Source organism: Streptomyces poriticola, from assembly GCF_036689765.1.
Classification (GTDB): domain Bacteria; phylum Actinomycetota; class Actinomycetes; order Streptomycetales; family Streptomycetaceae; genus Streptomyces; species Streptomyces poriticola.
Map to the genome: position 1 here is coordinate 23,133 of NZ_JBAGKH010000015.1, position 16,322 is coordinate 39,454.

At 72.2% G+C, this 16,322-nt stretch carries 11 protein-coding genes, 2 tRNA genes and 2 pseudogenes; 5 read left to right on the forward strand and 10 right to left on the reverse strand.

Annotation, left to right across the window (positions count from 1 at the left end; all coding sequences use genetic code 11):
- Window positions 1–10: 10 nt before the first annotated feature.
- Both V5O46_RS19490 and V5O46_RS19495 read left to right on the forward strand, forming a co-directional pair.
- Window positions 11–1,782 (forward strand): annotated as a pseudogene (locus tag V5O46_RS19490) (MDR family MFS transporter); the annotation flags it as partial.
- Between the two features lie 87 nt (window positions 1,783–1,869).
- A pseudogene (locus tag V5O46_RS19495) lies at window positions 1,870–2,224 on the forward strand (YceI family protein); the annotation flags it as partial.
- Window positions 2,225–2,302: 78 nt separating this feature from the next.
- On the opposite strand, the gene V5O46_RS19500 reads toward V5O46_RS19495, so the two are convergent.
- The 8 genes from V5O46_RS19500 to V5O46_RS19535 all read right to left on the reverse strand — a co-directional run bounded on the left by V5O46_RS19500 (window position 2,303) and on the right by V5O46_RS19535 (window position 12,980).
- Window positions 2,303–3,070 (reverse strand): TetR/AcrR family transcriptional regulator, encoded by a 768-nt coding sequence (locus V5O46_RS19500; RefSeq protein ID WP_332885905.1) that lies wholly within the window; start codon window positions 3,068–3,070, stop codon window positions 2,303–2,305.
- 57 nt (window positions 3,071–3,127) lie between these two features.
- Window positions 3,128–4,627 carry an MFS transporter gene (locus V5O46_RS19505; protein WP_332885906.1) on the reverse strand — a complete coding sequence of 500 codons (1,500 nt, stop codon included), beginning with the start codon at window positions 4,625–4,627 and terminating at the stop codon, window positions 3,128–3,130.
- A gap of 71 nt (window positions 4,628–4,698) precedes the next feature.
- Window positions 4,699–6,909, reverse strand: a complete 2,211-nt coding sequence (locus V5O46_RS19510; protein ID WP_332885907.1) for an ArnT family glycosyltransferase — start codon at window positions 6,907–6,909, stop codon at window positions 4,699–4,701.
- On the reverse strand, window positions 6,906–8,357 hold the full coding sequence (locus V5O46_RS19515; RefSeq protein WP_332885908.1) for a bifunctional glycosyltransferase family 2/GtrA family protein: 1,452 nt from the start codon (window positions 8,355–8,357) through the stop codon (window positions 6,906–6,908). Before V5O46_RS19515 ends, V5O46_RS19510 begins: the two co-directional genes overlap by 4 nt.
- A 14-nt stretch (window positions 8,358–8,371) precedes the next feature.
- A complete protein-coding gene (locus V5O46_RS19520; protein ID WP_408649025.1) occupies window positions 8,372–9,943 on the reverse strand; it encodes an ATP-binding protein in 1,572 nt (523 codons plus the stop codon).
- Between the two features lie 65 nt (window positions 9,944–10,008).
- Window positions 10,009–10,749, reverse strand: coding sequence for a response regulator transcription factor (locus V5O46_RS19525; RefSeq protein ID WP_332885909.1), 741 nt, complete (start codon window positions 10,747–10,749; stop codon window positions 10,009–10,011).
- A gap of 227 nt (window positions 10,750–10,976) precedes the next feature.
- Window positions 10,977–11,915 (reverse strand): amidohydrolase family protein, encoded by a 939-nt coding sequence (locus V5O46_RS19530; RefSeq protein WP_408649018.1) that lies wholly within the window; start codon window positions 11,913–11,915, stop codon window positions 10,977–10,979.
- Between the two features lie 138 nt (window positions 11,916–12,053).
- A complete protein-coding gene (locus tag V5O46_RS19535) occupies window positions 12,054–12,980 on the reverse strand; it encodes a DUF2797 domain-containing protein (protein WP_332885910.1) in 927 nt (308 codons plus the stop codon).
- Window positions 12,981–13,099: 119 nt separating this feature from the next.
- Between V5O46_RS19535 and V5O46_RS19540 the strand changes: the two genes are divergently transcribed.
- A complete protein-coding gene (locus V5O46_RS19540; RefSeq protein WP_332885911.1) occupies window positions 13,100–13,438 on the forward strand; it encodes a YybH family protein in 339 nt (112 codons plus the stop codon).
- Between the two features lie 201 nt (window positions 13,439–13,639).
- Window positions 13,640–14,944 (forward strand): hypothetical protein, encoded by a 1,305-nt coding sequence (locus V5O46_RS19545; RefSeq protein WP_332885912.1) that lies wholly within the window; start codon window positions 13,640–13,642, stop codon window positions 14,942–14,944.
- Window positions 14,945–15,060: 116 nt separating this feature from the next.
- Here the strand turns inward: V5O46_RS19545 and V5O46_RS19550 are convergent.
- Window positions 15,061–15,133: transfer RNA gene (locus tag V5O46_RS19550), tRNA-Arg, on the reverse strand.
- Window positions 15,134–15,334: 201 nt separating this feature from the next.
- Window positions 15,335–15,425: transfer RNA gene (locus V5O46_RS19555), tRNA-Ser, on the reverse strand.
- Between the two features lie 190 nt (window positions 15,426–15,615).
- Here V5O46_RS19555 and V5O46_RS19560 point away from each other — a divergent pair.
- Window positions 15,616–16,107 carry an SSI family serine proteinase inhibitor gene (locus V5O46_RS19560; protein WP_332885913.1) on the forward strand — a complete coding sequence of 164 codons (492 nt, stop codon included), beginning with the start codon at window positions 15,616–15,618 and terminating at the stop codon, window positions 16,105–16,107.
- Window positions 16,108–16,322: the final 215 nt, after the last annotated feature.

The following is a 16,322-nucleotide window of genomic DNA, read 5'->3' on the forward strand; positions in this document are numbered from 1 at the left end:
AAGGAAGTCCATGGCAACGACCACACCGGCCGGTGTGCGGGCCCATACCAAGCACGGGGGAAGCCCCTCCGGGAGCGCTCCGATGACGCACCGGCAGATCATGGAGGCGCTCTCCGGGCTGCTGCTCGGCATGTTCGCCGCCATCCTGTCCTCGACCATCGTCACCAACGCGCTTCCCGAGATCGTGAAGGACCTCGGCGGCGGCCAGAGCGCCTACACCTGGGTCGTCACCGCATCCCTGCTGGCGATGACGGCCTCCACCCCTCTCTGGGGCAAGCTCGCCGACCTGGTCAGCAAGAAGGCCCTGGTCCAGACAGCCCTGGTCGTCTACGTCGTCGGCTCGGTGGTCGCCGGTCTGGCGCAGAACCCGGGGATGCTGATCACCGCGCGGGCCATCCAGGGCCTGGGCGCGGGCGGTCTGTCCGCCCTGGCGCAGATCATCATGGCCGCGATGATCTCCCCGCGGGAGCGCGGCCGTTACTCCGGCTATCTGGGCGCGACCTTCGCCGTGGCCACCGTCGGCGGCCCGCTGCTGGGCGGGGTCATCACCGACACCAGCTGGCTGGGCTGGCGCTGGTGCCTCTACGTCGGCGTGCCGTTCGCGGTGATCGCGCTGATCGTGCTGCAGAAGACGCTGCACCTGCCGGTGGTCAGGCGCCGGGTCAAGGTCGACTGGGCCGGTGCCTTCTTCGTCACCGCGGCCGTCTCCCTGCTGCTGGTCTGGGTCACCTTCGCCGACGACAAGTACGCCTGGCTGTCCTGGCAGACGTACACCATGGTCGGCGGCGCGATCGCGCTCGCGCTGGTCTTCGTGCTCGTCGAGAGCAGGGCGAGCGAACCGATCATCCCGCTGCGGCTGTTCCGCAACCGCACCATCACGCTGGCCTCGCTCGCCTCCCTCTTCGTCGGCGTGGCGATGTTCGCGGGCACCGTCTACTTCAGCCAGTACTTCCAGCTGGCCCGGGACAAGTCCCCGACCATGTCCGGCGTCATGACCATCCCCATGATCGGCGGCCTGTTCGTGTCGTCCACGGTCTCCGGGCAGGTCATCACCCGCACCGGCCGGTGGAAGGGATGGCTGCTGGCGGGCGGTGTGCTGCTGACCGCGGGCCTCGGGCTGCTGGGCACGATGCGCTACGACACGCCGTACTGGCACATCGCGATCTTCATGGCGCTGATGGGACTCGGCGTCGGCATGATGATGCAGAACCTGGTGCTGTGCACCCAGAACCAGGTCGCCCCGACCGACCTGGGTGCGGCCTCCTCCGTCGTGACCTTCTTCCGGTCGCTCGGCGGCGCGGTGGGCGTCTCGGTGCTCGGCTCCGTCATGTCGACCCGGATCGCTCACCATGCCCAGGACACCATCGGACAGCTCAGCCCGCAGGAACAGGCGGCGGCCGCCGGCAGTGCGGGCGGGGGCGCCATCCCGGACATGGATCTGCTGCCCCCGGGCATCCGCACCTGGCTGGAGAGCGCCTACGGGCACGGCATCGCCGACATCTTCCTCTACGTCACTCCGATCGCCGCCCTCGCCGTCCTGGTGACGCTGTTCATCAAGGAGGTTCCGCTGCGCACCTCCGGCGCCCTGGCCCAGGCCGCGGAGGGCGCCGGGACCACCGGGACCACCGGGACCACTGGCGGCCCCGCCCCGGCCGAGTCCGCCGCTGCCGCCGCCCCGCCGCTGCCGTCGCGGAGCCGGTCCCGGCCGGTGCGGTGACGGCCACGCAGGCCACGGACGGCCGGCCCGCCCCGCAGCGGCTCGCCGGCGTCGCCACGGCGGCCGGTGCCGACGCCGACCCGCCCGTCGGCGACGGCGACGGCGACGGCGACGGCGACGGCGACGGCATGCTAGTTGCGGTATGCAGCACGCGGGACGCCCTTCTGTGGTCAGCGGACTTCCTGGACGCCGAGCGCTTCCCGGGATCACCTACCGCTCCACCGGACCGACCCGGGCGGGACCGGCCGCCGGAGCGTCCACGGCGAGCCGGGTCTGCACGGCGAGGTACGGCCGGTCGGCCTGGACCCGGCCCACCCGGCCCGCCTGGGCACCGGCCCCGACCCGTGGGGCGGCACCCGGGCGGCGTTCCGGGCGACGGCCCGGCTGCGGCGCGAGGACTTCGCCGTGCACGACGACCAGGTCGCGCGGGCCGGGATCGCCGACGTCGGGACGACGCTGCGGGTGGTGCCGGACATCCAGCCGGTGCAGGGCACGGCGCTGCCGGCGGGGTGGGGCCGGACGGCACGGACACCGCGTCCCCTTCGGCGCCTCACCCCCGACGGACACCGCGTCCCCTTCGGCGTCTCACCCCCGCTCGACCATCACCTCGATGCCCGCGACCAGCAGCTCCAGGGCGAGGTCGAAGTCACGCTCCAGCATCTCCGCCACCGTGTCACCGCCGCGCGCCGCCATGATCCGCCGGGACTCGGCGAGGACCTCGGCGGCGTTCGGCCCCGGGGCCTGCGTCGAGTCGCGCAGAGACTGCTGGAAGTACTCGTCCGCGGTCATCCCGGACTCGGCGACCCGGGCGAGGAAGTGGCCCTCGATGGTGCCGTAGCCGTACACGAACTGGAAGACCGCCGAGATCGCACTCGTCACCCGGTACGCGGGCAGGCCCGATCGGCGGATGACGCGCTGGACGGCCCGGGAGAACTCCAGGGATCTGGGCCCGATGTTGAGGAAGCTGCCGGCCAGTGGTGACAGCCACGCGTGGCGCACCAGCAGCGCCCGGTACTCCCGGGCCAGCGCCCCCAGTTGGTCGCGCCAGTCCGCCTCGCCCTCCGGGTCGGGCAGCCGCACCTCGCCGTAGACCCGGTCCAGGGCGAGTTCGAGGAGGTCGTCCTTGGTGTCGACGTACCAGTAGACGGACATCGCCGTGACGTTCAGCTCCGCTGCCAGCCGGCGCATCGAGAACCTGGCCAGCCCCTCGGCATCCAGCAGCCGGACGGTCACCTCGGTGATCCGCTCCCGGTCCAGCCCCGACGGCTGGCCGCCACCGCCCCGACCGCCGCGCGGTGGCCTGCCCTCCAGCCAGACGCTGGTCCGGGGACCGTCCGGGGCTGCCTTCGTCATGGATACCTACCTTCGCCTTTCCCTCGCCCGGTCGGGCGACGCACGGCCGCCGAGCTCCTAGGCAGTCGAGTCTGCCCGCTCCGCGCGCCGCAGCAACGTCGCCGCGACGATCCCGCCGAGCAGCACCGCCGCCGCGCCCACCAGCTGACTGCTCTCCAGCCCGGCGGAGAACGCGTCCACGATCCGTTCCTTCTCCGCCGCGCCGTCCGCCGAGGCCAGCGCCGCCGGGAGCGAGCTCGCCGCCACCGGGATCAGCGCCGCGAACCGGGAGTTGAGCACCGCGCCCAGTACGGCCACCCCGAGCCCGTTGCCGAACTCGGCGAGGGTGCCGTTGATCCCTGCGCCGACCCCTGCCTTGGCCGGCGGGATGGCGCTCATGATCGCGTGCGCCATGGCCGGGTTGGCGATCGCGCAGCCGGCCCCGATCAGCAGCAGCCCCAGCAGTGTGCCGGCGTATCCCTGCCCGGTCAGCAGGGCGATCGCGACCAGGCCCGCCGACATCAGCACCAGCCCGAGCAGCACCGACATCGGCGTACCGAGCCGGGTCATCCACTTCGCGGCCACCCCGGAGAAGTTCAGCGCGACGACGGTGAGCGCCAGCGGCGCGGTGCGCAGGCCCGCCTCCAGCGGCTCGTAGCCGAGCACGAACTGCAGGTGCTGGGTGAGCAGGAACAGCGCCCCGCCCATGCCGAAGGTGATCAGCACGGCACCGGCGACCGCGCCGGTGAACCGGTGGTTGCGGAAGAAGTGCAGGTCGAGCATCGGATACGGGATCCGGGACTCCCAGTACGCGAACAGCGCGAGGACGACCAGGGCGACCGCGGCGGTGGCCTGCACCCGGCCCGAGGTCCAGCCGTGCTCGGGGCCGGAGATGATCGCGAACACCAGCGAGGCCATCCCGATCGTGGAGAGCAGGGCGCCGAGCAGGTCGGGGCGGTCGCCCTGCGGGTTCTTCGACTCGGGGACCAGGGCGACCACGGCGAACAGGCCGAGGGCGGCGACCGGCAGGTTGATCAGGAAGATCGCGCCCCACCAGAAGTGGTCGAGCATGAAGCCGCCGAGCAGCGGGCCGCAGGCGAAGCCGAGCGCGTTGACCGCGCTCCAGATGCCGATGGCCTTCGGGTGCTCCTCGGGCGTGAAGATCTGCATCGCCACGGCCAGGGTCGTGGTCAGCAGCAGCGCACCGCCGACGCCCATGCCGGCCCGGGCCGCGATCAGCTGAGCGGTGGAGTCCGCGAAGCCGGCCACCAGGGAGCCGACGCCGAACAGCGCCAGCCCGGTGAGCAGCATCTTCTTGCGGCCGTAGCGGTCGGCGGCGCTGCCGGCGGTGAGCAGCAGCCCGGACTGCACCAGCGAGTAGGCGTTGATCATCCACTGGATGTCGGAGGTGGAGGCGCCCAGTTCGCCGGTGAGCGAGGGGATGGCCACGTTGAGGACGGTGTTGTCCAGCAGGACGGTGAGCTGGGCGAGGCAGATGACACCGAGGATCAGCCAGCGCTGCGGATGGCCCTGGGCGCCGGGCTGGGGCGGTGCCTCTTGCTGGGGGGACGTCGACATGTTGTACACCGTATAGTGCTCACTATACGGTGTACAACATGTACAACACGAGGTCGTCGGGAACGGGAGCGTCAGTCCCCGTCCGTCGGCCGGGTGAGGTCGTAGAAGGTGGCCGAACCGACCGTGACCTCGGTGAAGTTGGCCTCCACCCAGGAGGTGATCTGCGCGGACGTGCCACTGTCGGAACCGCCGGGGCCGTCGCCCCTGCCACCGCCCATTCCGCCGCCCGCGACGAAGTAGTGGATCTTCCCTTCCGCGACGTACTCCTTGAACCGGGCGAGCGTCGGCGACGGGTCGGTGCCGTTGAAGCCGCCGATCGCCATCACCGGTTCACCGGTGGCCAGTTGATAGCTGGCGGCGTTCTGGGCACCGATCGTCGCCGCGACCCAGGTGTAGTCGTCGGCATCGGTCTCCAGCAGCTCCCTGGCCTCGGAGCCGACCCGGGCGCCGTCCAGCAGGCCGCCCGTTCCGCCGGCCCGCCCGCCGCCCTCACGGGCCGGGCCGCCGCGCTGGGTGCCCTGGTTGCTCCGGCTTCCCTGGCCTCCCGGGCTGCCCTGACCGCCCGACCCGCCCGGACCGTCCTGACCCGCGCCGCCGCCGGGGAAGCCACCACCGCCCGTACCACCCGTGCCACCCGTTCCGTCGGTGCCGCCGTCCCGGGGAGCACCGTTGCCGTCACCGTTCTGCTGCCCCTGGCCGCCCTGTGTCCGGCCGCCCGGGAAGGCCCCGCCGCCGGGACCACCGCCCCGGCCGCCACCGCCGGGACCGCCGCCCATCAGGCTCGCGCCCGTCGGCCCGGCCGTGACGATGGAACCGGACTTGCCCTCCTGCACCGTGCTCAGGGTGTACGCCGTCGGCGCGGCCAGCCCGGCGGCCAGGCCCAGCCCAGCCACCGCCAGCGCCGCCCGGCGGCCGAGCCGGCCGGCGAAGAGCAGCCCGAGCGCCGCGGCCAGGCCGCCGATCAGCACCAGCCACTTCAGCCACGGCAGATAGTCGGGCGTGCGGTCGAGCAGAACGTAGCCCCAGGCCGCGGTCGCCGTCGCGGCGGCGGCCAGACCGAGCGCGGCAAGGGTCTCGTGGCGCCGCTGCCACAGGACCGCCGTCGCCATGCCGATGACGGCCGCAAGGTAGGGCGCGAGCGCCACCGTGTAGTACTCGTGGAAGATGCCCGCCATGAAGCTGAAGACGGCCGCGGTCATCAGCAGCGAGCCGCCCCAGACGAGCAGAGCGCCGCGGGTCGGGTCGGTGCGCCGGGCCTTCCGGGTCAGCACCAGCACCATGGCCAGCAGGATCAGGGCGGCCGGCAGCAGCCAGGAGATCTGGCCACCGATGCTGTCGTTGAACATCCGGTCCCAGCCGGTGTCGCCCCAGCGGCCCCCACCGCCCCCGCCGCCGGGCCCGCCCCCGCCTCCGACGCTGCCGGTCTCCTCGCCGTTGAGCCGACCGAGGCCGTTGTAGCCGAAGGTCAGCTCCAGGAAGCTGTTGTTCTGCGAGCCGCCGATGTAGGGGCGCGAGGAGGCCGGCCACAGTTCGACCACCGCCACCCACCAGCCGCCGGAGACGACGATCGCGGCCGTGGCGAGCGCCAGCTGCGCCAGCCGCTTCCGCAGCCGCACCGGCGCGCAGACGCCGTAGACCAGCGCCAGCGCCGGAAGGATCAGAAAGGCCTGCAGCGTCTTGGTCAGGAACGCGAACCCGATCGCGACCCCCGCCCACACCAGCCACCTGGTACGGCCGTCCTCCAGCGCCCGGACCACCAGGTAGCAGGCGACGGACAGCAGCAGCGCCAGCAGCGCGTCGGGGTTGTTGAAGCGGAACATCAGCGCCGCGACCGGCGTCAGCGCCAGCACCGCCCCCGCCGTCAGCCCGGCCCCGGGGCCGGACCGGCGGCGTACCGCCGCGTACACGACGGCGACCGTGCCGACGCCCATCAGCACCTCGGGGACGAGGATCGCCCACGAGGACAGCCCGAAGATCTTCACCGACAGCGCCATCGGCCACAGCGCGGCCGGGGGCTTGTCCACGGTGATGGCGTTCGCGGCGTCCAGGGAGCCGAAGAAGAACGCCTTCCAGGACTGGCTGCCCGCCTGGACGGCCGCCGAGTAGAAAGAGTTGGCGTAACCGGAGGCACTCAGGTTGTAGAGGTAGAGCAGACCGGTGACGAGGAGGAGGCCGAGGAGGGCCGGGCGGGCCCAGCGGGGGTCCGCGGGGCGGCCCTCGGGCGGACCGGCGTTCGGCGGCGCCGCGCTGGTCGGGAGGGTCCGGTGGTCCTGAAGGGTCATCGTGCGTCCCTGGGGCTGAAGTAGTCGGTGGTTCCGGTGGTTCCGGTGATGCCGGTGGCTTCGGTGGCTTCGGCGGTACCGGTTTCAGTGGCTCCGGATTCGGCGGCTCCGGATTCGGTGGCTCCCGTGGCTTCGGTTTCAGTGGCTCGGGTCGCTCCGGATTCGGTGGCTCCGGTTCCGGTCCCGGTCGCTCCGGTTTCGGTCGCTCCGGTTTCGGTGGGGAACACCCACGCGCGGAAGAGCAGGAAGCGCAGCACGGTGGCCGCGAGGTTGGCGGTGATGAGCACCGCCAGCTCGGTGGAGTGGGCCGGTTCGGTCGTCGCCGCGTTCAGGGCGGCGAGCGAACCGCTGGTGAGCGCGAGCCCGATGCCGAACACCACCAGGCCCTGCGCCTGATGGCGTACGGCGCCGCTGCGACCGCGCACCCCGAAGGTCAGCCGCCGGTTGGCCGCGGTGTTGGCGACCGCCGAGACCAGCAGCGCGAGCGCGTTGGCGAACTGCGGTCCGGCGAGCAGCCGGAAGCCGCTGTAGAGCAGCAGGTAGAAGAGGGTGGACAGGGCACCGACCACGAGGAAGCCGACGAGCTGGCGGGCCAGGCCCCGCGGCACGTCCGCGATGTCCCGGTCGCGCGGGTCGTCGCCGAACGGCCGGGCGAGGCGGTCCAGCGGCAGCGAGCCGGTGGCCAGCGCCCTGCCCACCCGCCACACGCCCTTCAGATCGTCCGTGGCCGTCCTCACGAGGTGCACGGTGGAGTCGGGGTCGTCCACCCAGTCGACCGGCACCTCGTGGATGCGCAGCCCTGCGCGCTCCGCGAGCACCAGCAGCTCGGTGTCGAAGAACCAGCCGCTGTCCTCCACCAGCGGCAGCAGCGCCCGCGCCACGTCCCGGCGGATCGCCTTGAACCCACACTGGGCGTCGGAGAATCGGGCCTGGAGCGACCCGCGCAGAATGAGGTTGTAGGAGCGGGAGATGAACTCCCGCTTGGCACCGCGCACCACCCGGGAACTGCGCGCCAGCCGCGAGCCGATCGCCAGGTCGGAGTGGCCGGAGATCAGCGGGGCGACCAGCGGCAGCAGGGCGTTGAGGTCGGTGGACAGGTCGACGTCCATATAGGCCAGGACCGGGGCCTCCGAGACCGACCAGACGGTGCGCAGCGCCCGCCCCCGGCCCTTCTGCTCCAGCCGCACCGGGGCGACCTCGGGCAGTTCCGCCGCCAGCCGGGCGGCCTCGTGCGGGGTGCCGTCGGTGGAGGCGTTGTCGGCGATCGTGATGCGGAACGCGTACGGGAACGTCTGCGCGAGATGGTCGTGCAGCCGGCGGACGCACGGCCCGAGGTCCTTCTCCTCGTTGTAGACGGGGATCACTACGTCCAGGACAGGCGCGCCGGCTGCCGCGGCCGGGAGGTGCTCCCGCGCCGGCAGGGTGCCGGGAGAAGAGTCGGTTCGCATGCGACCGACTCTTCTCAAGTCGCCTGTCGCACCTGTGTGGTGAGGCTGTGCCGTACCTGTGAGTGGAGCTGCGGTGGCGCGGGGGCCGGAAGGTGCACGGTGAACGCCGTGCGTCCGGGCACACTGTCGACGGTCACCGTGCCGCCGTGCGCGGTCGCCACGGCCTGCACGATGGCCAGGCCGAGGCCGGTGGACCCGGTGGCGCGGGAGCGGGCCGAGTCACCCCGCGCGAACCGCTCGAAGACATGCGGGAGCAGCGCCGGCGCGATGCCCGGGCCGTCGTCCTCGATGTCCACCCGCAGCCACGGTCCGCTGCGGCGCACCCGGGCGGTCACCGTGGTACCCGGCGGGGTGTGGGTGCGGGCGTTGGCCAGCAGATTGACCAGCACCTGCTGCAGCCGGGCCGCGTCGGCCGACACCTGCGCCGGTTCGTCGGGCAGGTCCAGCCGCCAGCTGTGGTCCGTCCCGGCCGCGCGGGCGTCGCTGACGGTGTCCACGACCAGCGGGACGAGGTCGGTGGGCTCGAACTGCAGTGGCCGCCCCGCATCCAGGCGGGCGAGCAGCAGCAGATCCTCCACCAGCAGGGTCATCCGCCCGGCCTCGGACTCGATCCGGCCCAGCGCGTGCCGGGTGTCGGGGCCGACCCGTTCCCCTCCCCTGCGGGTCAGTTCGGCGTATCCGCGGATCGAGGCGAGCGGTGTGCGCAGCTCGTGGCTGGCATCCGCGACGAACTGCCGTACCCGGGTCTCGCTCTGCTGCCGGGCGTGCAGCGCGCCGTGGACATGGTCCAGCATCCGGTTCAGCGCGGCGCCGACCCGCCCGACCTCGGTGTGCGGGTCGCACTCGCTCTCCGGGACACGCTCGTCGAGGTTCACCTCGCCCGCGTGCAGGGGCAGTTCGGAGACCCGGGTCGCGGTGTCGGCGACCCTGCGCAGTGGCCGGGTGGCCAGCCCGACGAGGACGGTGCCGGCCAGGGAGGCGGCGACGAGGACCGCGGCGGTGACGCTCACCTCCACGAGGACGAGCGTGCCGACGGTGTCCGTCACGGACTCGGTGGGCAGGGCTACGTAGAAGGAGCCGTTCACACCGCTGCGGAAGACGACGCGGTACTCGTCCAGCCCCGGGACGTCGACGGTGTGCGGCTCCCCGTCCCGGGGGACGTCGGCGAGGGCGGCGAGCTGGCCGGCGTCGAGGGAGACGGGTTCCGATGTAGTGACCCCGTCCTCCACCTTGGCCTCGTTGACCAGGCCCTCCGTGACCTGCCCGTTCTCGACGGTCGCTCCGATGGTGCCGATCACGACCTGCGGGGCCGCGGTGACGAAGTCGAGCGGTGGCTTCTTGCCGGTGCGCGGTCCGGGGCGATGGCGGCCGTCGTCCAGCGGCCCTGCGGCCCCGCGCGCCACGTCCGCCACCTGCCCGTCCAGCTGCTCGTACAGATACGAGCGCAGCGCCACCGCCGTCACCGTGCCGATCACCGCGCACACCACCGCGATCAGCGCCACCGACGCCACGACCAGCCGCGTCCGCAGAGTACGTGGGGTCCGCGGGGTTCGTGGGATCTGCGGGACCTGCGGGACCTGCGAGATCTGCGAGATCTGCGGGGACAGTGAGGTCTGCGGGGTCTGCGGGCGGGCGCGCCGGCGCCACACCGTCACACCACCGCGGGCTTGATCAGATAGCCGGCGCCGCGCCGGGTGTGGATCATCGGCTCCCGACCGGCGTCGATCTTCCGCCGCAGATAGGAGATGTACAGCTCGACGACGTTGGCCTGGCCGCCGAAGTCGTAGGACCAGACCCGGTCCAGGATCTGCGCCTTGCTGAGCACCCGCCGCGGGTTGCGCATGAGGAAGCGCAGCAGTTCGAACTCGGTGGCGGTGAGATGGATGCCGTCCCCGCCCCGGGTGACCTCGTGACTGTCCTCGTCGAGGGTGAGGTCGCCGACGACCAGGAGGGACTCGGAGCGGCGGTCGACGGCCCCGGAGCGGCGGATCAGCCCGCGCAGCCGGGCCACCACTTCCTCCAGGCTGAACGGCTTGGTGACGTAGTCGTCGCCGCCGGCCGTCAGCCCGGCGATCCGGTCCTCCACTGCGTCCTTGGCGGTCAGGAACAGCACGGGTACGTCGGGCAGTTCGCGCCGCAGCCGACCGAGCACGCTCAGCCCGTCCATGTCCGGCAGCATCATGTCGAGCACGATGGCGTCGGGCCGGAACTCCCGCGCGCTCCGGACGGCTCCCTGCCCGTCCCCCGCGCTGCGGATCTGCCAGCCCTCGTAGCGCAGGGCCATGGACAGCAGCTCGGTGATCGACTGTTCGTCGTCCACCACAAGCACCCGGACGGGGCTCCCGTCCGGCCTCAGCAGTTCGGTGCGCCCCTGGGGCGAGGTCGTGGTCATGGCGGCCACGATGCCCACACGCTCTGAGAGCACTCTTGCGCGAACCTGTGATTTCCCTGAGAAAACCTCAGGCCCCGGCCAGTCCCAGGCCGGGTCCCCGCCAGGTCCCGGCCAGATCCCGGCCGGGTCCAGTCGGAATCCGGCTCGCTCCCGAACTGCCGGCTGTCTGCTGCCTGCTGTCTGCTGTTTCTGTGTGCCGCCTGCCGTCTACTTCCTGCTGCCCGCCCTCAGCCGAGCCCGAACAGCTCCACACCGTTGTCATGGCACACCGCCCGCAGCCACGGGTCCCCCAGCTCCAGTCGCTCCAGAGCCTGGAGCTGGTGCAGGTAGGGGTACGGGATGTTGGGGAAGTCGCTCCCCAGCAGGACCCGGTCTCCGAGTCCCGCGAGCCGGGGCAGCGCGCGCCGGGGGAACGGGGCGAGCCGCTCACTGAAGTCGGTGAAGGCCACGGTCGTGTCCAACCGCACCTCCGGGTACCTCTCGGCGAGCTCCAGGAAGTCCTCGTACTCGGGCATCCCGAGATGCGCGATCACCAGCCGCAGCCGCGGGTGCCGGGCCAGCACGCGGGCTATCGGCTCGGGCCCGGTGTGCTTGCCGGGCGCCGGCCCGGAACCACAGTGGATCACCACCGGCACCCCGGCCTCGGCGAGCATCCCCCAGGCCGGATCGAGCCGTTCGTCCGCCGGGTCGTACGCCCCCACCTGCACATGCGCCTTGAAAACCCGCGCCCCCTGCTCGACCGCCTCCCGGACATACGCCGTGACGCCCGGCTCCGGGAAGAGGGTGGACGTGTGCAGACAGTCCGGCGTCCGCGCGGCGAACTCCGCCGCCCAGCCGTTCAGCCAACGGGCCATGCCGGGCTTGTGCGGATACAGCATGGCCGTGAACGCCCGCACCCCGAACCGGCGCAGCAGCGCGACCCGTTCGTCCTCCTCCCTCCGATAGGTGATCGGCCACGTGATGCCACCGGTCAGCGGCCCGAGCGAGTCGAAGTAGCCCCAGACCTTGCGCAGCACGCTCTCCGGCATGAAGTGCGTGTGCACATCGACCAGCCCCGGTACCCCCAACCGCTCGGCGAACCGCCGGACTTCGGCAGCCTCGTCGGCGATTCCGCGGTCGCCGGTGCCGTTGTCGGCGACCGAGCGCGCCGAGCTCTCCTGACCCACACCGTGATCACACATAGGTCCACCCTGACCCCCGAACCGATCTCCCGCCACCCCCTGTTCTCCCTGTTCTCCTTGTTCTCCCTGTTCCCTCCGTTCCCCTCCGTTCCCCTCCGCTCGCCCTCCGCCCTCCGCTCCCCATCAGAACAGCCCGTCCTGCACCGCCGCCTCCCGCACCGCCGCCCTCAAGGGCCGTACCGGCACGGTGACGCGCTCGTCCTCGCCCACCACGGGGACCAGCTCCCAGCCGGTCATCAACCGCGTGTCGAGCACCACCACCCCCTGCTCGGTGGCCAGATGGAGATCGGGCCCGGCCGCCGCCACCAGCTCGCCACCGACCACTCCACCCGGCGCCAGCTCGGCCACCTCCGCGACAGCGGCACCGGCCCGGCAGACGCCGTCGACCTCACCCACCTCGCCGACCGGCCGATCCAGCCCGAACACCCCGACGTGATCCACACCGCGGAACGGCTCCGGCGCCAGCGACTCCGGCCACCCTCCGAGTGCCGACGCCCGGGCATGCAGCCCCGCCGTCTCCGCCGCCCGCTCCGCCGCCGTCGCCGGCAGGGCACCCCGCACCGCCCGCTTCTCGACGTACGGAACCCGGTCGGGCACACCGAGCGCGGCACGCAGCAGCTCCTCGGTGCGCCGCGCGGCCATCAGCGGCCCGCTGCCCAGCCAGCTGAAGCAGACAGCCCCCTGCTCCAGCAGCCGCGCCGGTCCCCGCTCCACCGCGGTGATCCCGACCTTGACCAGCCCCGGCCCGAACCACGCGAGGTAGACGCGGTAGGGCCGCGGATCGTCGGCGATCGTGTCGGCGGCCACGGAGTGCGCGCGGTCCAGCCGCGCACACTCCTCGCACCGCGCCCCCGTACTCCGCCCCGGTACCACGGCCCCCACCGGGCACACATGCCCCCGCGCTCCCACACAGGTCCGCACACCCCCGTCCGCGACCCCGAAGGCCACCCGCTTCCCCCAGGCCAGCGCACTGCGCCGGCCACCGTCCCAGCCCAGCACGGGACCGCCGACCGCCCACCGCAGCCCCGCGCACTTCCATGCCTGTGCCATCTCCGCCGAGAGTAGAGGCGACCACTGACAACGCCCGGCGGCGGCGGTCACGGACGGCGGCAGACGCGCACGCCGGCTTACGCGGAACGGTGAAGTCGGCATCGTCGTAACCTGCCCGCATGGAGCCGATCGAGGTCGTCGAACGCTTCAACGCCGCGATCAACCGCCGGGACCTCGCCGATATCGCCGCCCTGATGTCGGAGGACCACGCTTTCGTCGACTCGGCGGGCGGTGCGGTCCGCGGCAAACAGGCCTGCGTCGAGGCCTGGCGCGGTTTCTTCGCGGCGTTCCCCGACTACCGCAATGTATTCACCGACCTGACCGCACGGGAGCAGGTCGTCACCGCGTCGGGATATTCCGTCTGCTCCCACCCGGACCTCTCCGGCCCCGCTCGCTGGACCGCCCGGGTCCGAGGCGACCTGGTCACCGAGTGGCGCGTGAGCGATGCGGTGACATGACCCACAGAACCACCGCAGACGACGTGGGCAACCCTCCTCGCGTGTCCTTTTTGTCTCCGTGAAAGCCATTCGCATGACGCCGCGGCCCACAAAAACAAACGCCCACCTCTTTTTACTGCCGCCTAAAATCGGAGCCGCCGAGGCCACCCTGCACACTTTCTGGTGGCTGCTCCCGCGATTTCACCTGAAGAAGGGCAAGCAGTGGCACTTCGTCGTTCCCTCGCCATGGCCGCCGCCGTAGCAGTGATCACCCCCGTCGCGCTGTTCACCGCCACTCCGGCGTTCGCCGCGGAGAGCAGCCCGGACCGGATACAGAACCAGCCGACCTACGCGGAGCTGCAGAAGGCCGCCGCCGACGCGAAGAAGGCGTACGAGGACGCCGTCACCGCCAAGGAGGAGGGCCTGAAGAAGCTCGAGGCCACCCTGGATGCCCTGGAGTCCGAGACCCACCCGCTCAGGGCGGCCACGATCACCGCGGACAAGGCGGCGAAGGAGGCCGCCGACGCCAGGACCGCCGCCGAGAAGGCCGTCGCGGATGCCGAGGCCGAGCTCGAAGCTGCCGGGAGCGACACCGAGAAGGCCGAGGCGGAGCAGGCCCTGGCAACCGCCGAGGCCGCTCTGGCGGACGCGGAGAAGGCCAAGAAGGAGGCCGACGCCGAAGCCAAGGAGGCCCAGACCGCGCTGGACGATGCCAGGGTTGCCGCCTTCAGCGAATACAGCAAGGTCCAGGACACCCCCGAGAAGGCGAAGAAGGCGAAGGACGCCGCCGAGAAGGCACTCGCCGCCGCCGAGGAGTGCGTCCGTGAGAAGGGCCTGACCTCACTCGCGGTGGGGCTGCCGTCCGAGGTGGCTGCGGGCACGACCGTCGAGTTCACCCTGCGCGTGACCAACGGGACCGAGCGCACACTGACCGTGGACCCCCTGGTCTTCGTCCACGGGGAGGACGAACGCATCGGTGAGAAGAGCGCCCTGAAGGTCGAATGGTCCAACGGCGCGGGCTGGCAGTCCCTCTCCGGCGACGGGCCCCGGCACATCGCGCACATCGACACCATGAAGCCGGGCGAGCAGAGCGACGTGAAGCTGCGGATGACGGTCGACTCCGCCGCCCCGGCCTCCGACGCCTTCGCCCTGTTCGCCAGTGACGCCTCCGACGCGTACAACCCCTGCGTCCTGGGCCCGATGAAGCGCTACGACTTCGCACTCCTGCCCGCGGGCAGCGAGACCGACCCGGCCGGCGAGGCCAAGCCCACCGAGCCCGGCAAGGACGACGACAAGCGGCCGGACGCCGCCACCCCCGGCAAGGACACCGGCGGCAAGTCGCCCCAGGGCGGCGCATCCCAGCAGACCTCTCGGACGACCACCGGGACCGGCACCGGCGGCAACCTCGCCGAGACCGGCGCCTCCACCCCGATCGCACCGATCGCCGCCGCGAGCGCCCTGACTGCGGCGCTCGGCGTCGGCGCGGTCTTCGCCGTACGCCGCCGCAAGGCGTCGGGCAACGCCTGACCACCCAGAGGCGCCCGGCCCACGGGGTCGGGCGCCCGGCGGCGCTGCTGAACCTCGCTGCCGTCTGCCCGCGGAACGCCGAAGGCCCCGGATCACTCCGGGGCCTCTGACCTGTGCGCACTCGGCAGGATTCGAACCTGCAACCTTCTGATCCGTAGTCAGATGCTCTATCCGTTAAGCTACGAGTGCTTGTCTTCTTCAGTTGTTCCGCCGCTCCTGGCCCTTCCGGCCCGCTCGCGGCGACAGGAAGAACATTACATGACTGCCGCCGCCATGTGAAATCCATTGGCTGCACCCCTTGCGGCCTGCAGAAACACCGTGTGGGCCAGGTCTGGGCGCTGGACAGCAGCGAAGCCCCGGCCGACGGGCCGGGGCTTCGCTGATCTTGTGCGGAGGCGGAGGGATTTGAACCCTCGATGGGGGGTAAACCCCAAACCGCATTAGCAGTGCGGCGCCATAGACCGGACTAGGCGACGCCTCCAGACAACACAACCTCTCGCGGGCGAGCGCGAGCGTTGCGTGCCGATGATGACACAGGCGAGCCTGCCGTCACCAATCGCCCCCCACGGTACTAGGCGGGGAGGTCGCAGGGCAAAGCACATTCGGCGCCCTTTCGCCGCCGTTTCGGCGAGGTTGCGCAACATCCGGACGGCCGGCGCGTTAGTCAGGTCATGCCCCAGGTGACCCGCATCCTCGGCGCCGCCGCTCTCTGCGGTGCCGCCGCCCTCACCGCGCCGGCCGCGGTTCCGCCCGCGTCGGCGCTGACCGCCGCATCCGCCACCGGGGCCGCCAGGGCCGTCATGCCGCCGCCGGCCCGGGACGGCGATCATCTGACCGTCGTCGTCGAGGGTGCCGGACGGGACGTGGACGGGACGTACGAGCTGCGCTGCCGGCCCGTCGGCGGCAGCCACCCCGACCCGGCCGGCGCCTGCACCACGGTCGAGGGGAGCACCCGGGCCGGGCAGGACGCCTTCGCCCCGGTCCCGCAGGGCAGCGTCTGCACCATGCAGTACGGCGGCCCGGCCACCGCGCGTGTCACCGGCACCTGGGCCCGACGCCCGGTCGACACCACGTACGACCGGAGCAACGGCTGCCAGATCGTCCGCTGGGACCGGCTCGTCCCGCTGCTGCCGGACCTGCGGCAGGCTCCGGGCGTCTCGTGACCCGGCACCCCGCGGCCCACGGCCGGCCCTCGGCGCCGCGTGCCCCACGGGCGGCCCCCGGCACCGCGTGATCCGGAGCCGGACCCCGGCGCGTCGCGCGCCCCACGGGCACTCACCCGACCTGGCGCGTCCAACCCACGCGGCTGCACCGGACGCCCGGGCCAGCACGGCCGACTGCACAGACCCCGGGCCCCCGCAACCGACTGCAGACAGCC

Excerpts from the sequence above, each read along its gene's own strand:
- V5O46_RS19540 (WP_332885911.1), top strand. The coding sequence starts at position 13,100 with ATGGAGCCGATCGAGGTCGTCGAACGCTTCAACGCCGCGATCAACCGC.
- V5O46_RS19515 (WP_332885908.1), bottom strand. The coding sequence starts at position 8,357 with ATGCGAACCGACTCTTCTCCCGGCACCCTGCCGGCGCGGGAGCACCTC.
- V5O46_RS19505 (WP_332885906.1), bottom strand. The coding sequence starts at position 4,627 with ATGTCGACGTCCCCCCAGCAAGAGGCACCGCCCCAGCCCGGCGCCCAG.
- V5O46_RS19500 (WP_332885905.1), bottom strand. The coding sequence starts at position 3,070 with ATGACGAAGGCAGCCCCGGACGGTCCCCGGACCAGCGTCTGGCTGGAG.
- V5O46_RS19535 (WP_332885910.1), bottom strand. The coding sequence starts at position 12,980 with ATGGCACAGGCATGGAAGTGCGCGGGGCTGCGGTGGGCGGTCGGCGGT.
- V5O46_RS19525 (WP_332885909.1), bottom strand. The coding sequence starts at position 10,749 with ATGACCACGACCTCGCCCCAGGGGCGCACCGAACTGCTGAGGCCGGAC.
- V5O46_RS19510 (WP_332885907.1), bottom strand. The coding sequence starts at position 6,909 with ATGACCCTTCAGGACCACCGGACCCTCCCGACCAGCGCGGCGCCGCCG.
- V5O46_RS19560 (WP_332885913.1), top strand. The coding sequence starts at position 15,616 with ATGCCCCAGGTGACCCGCATCCTCGGCGCCGCCGCTCTCTGCGGTGCC.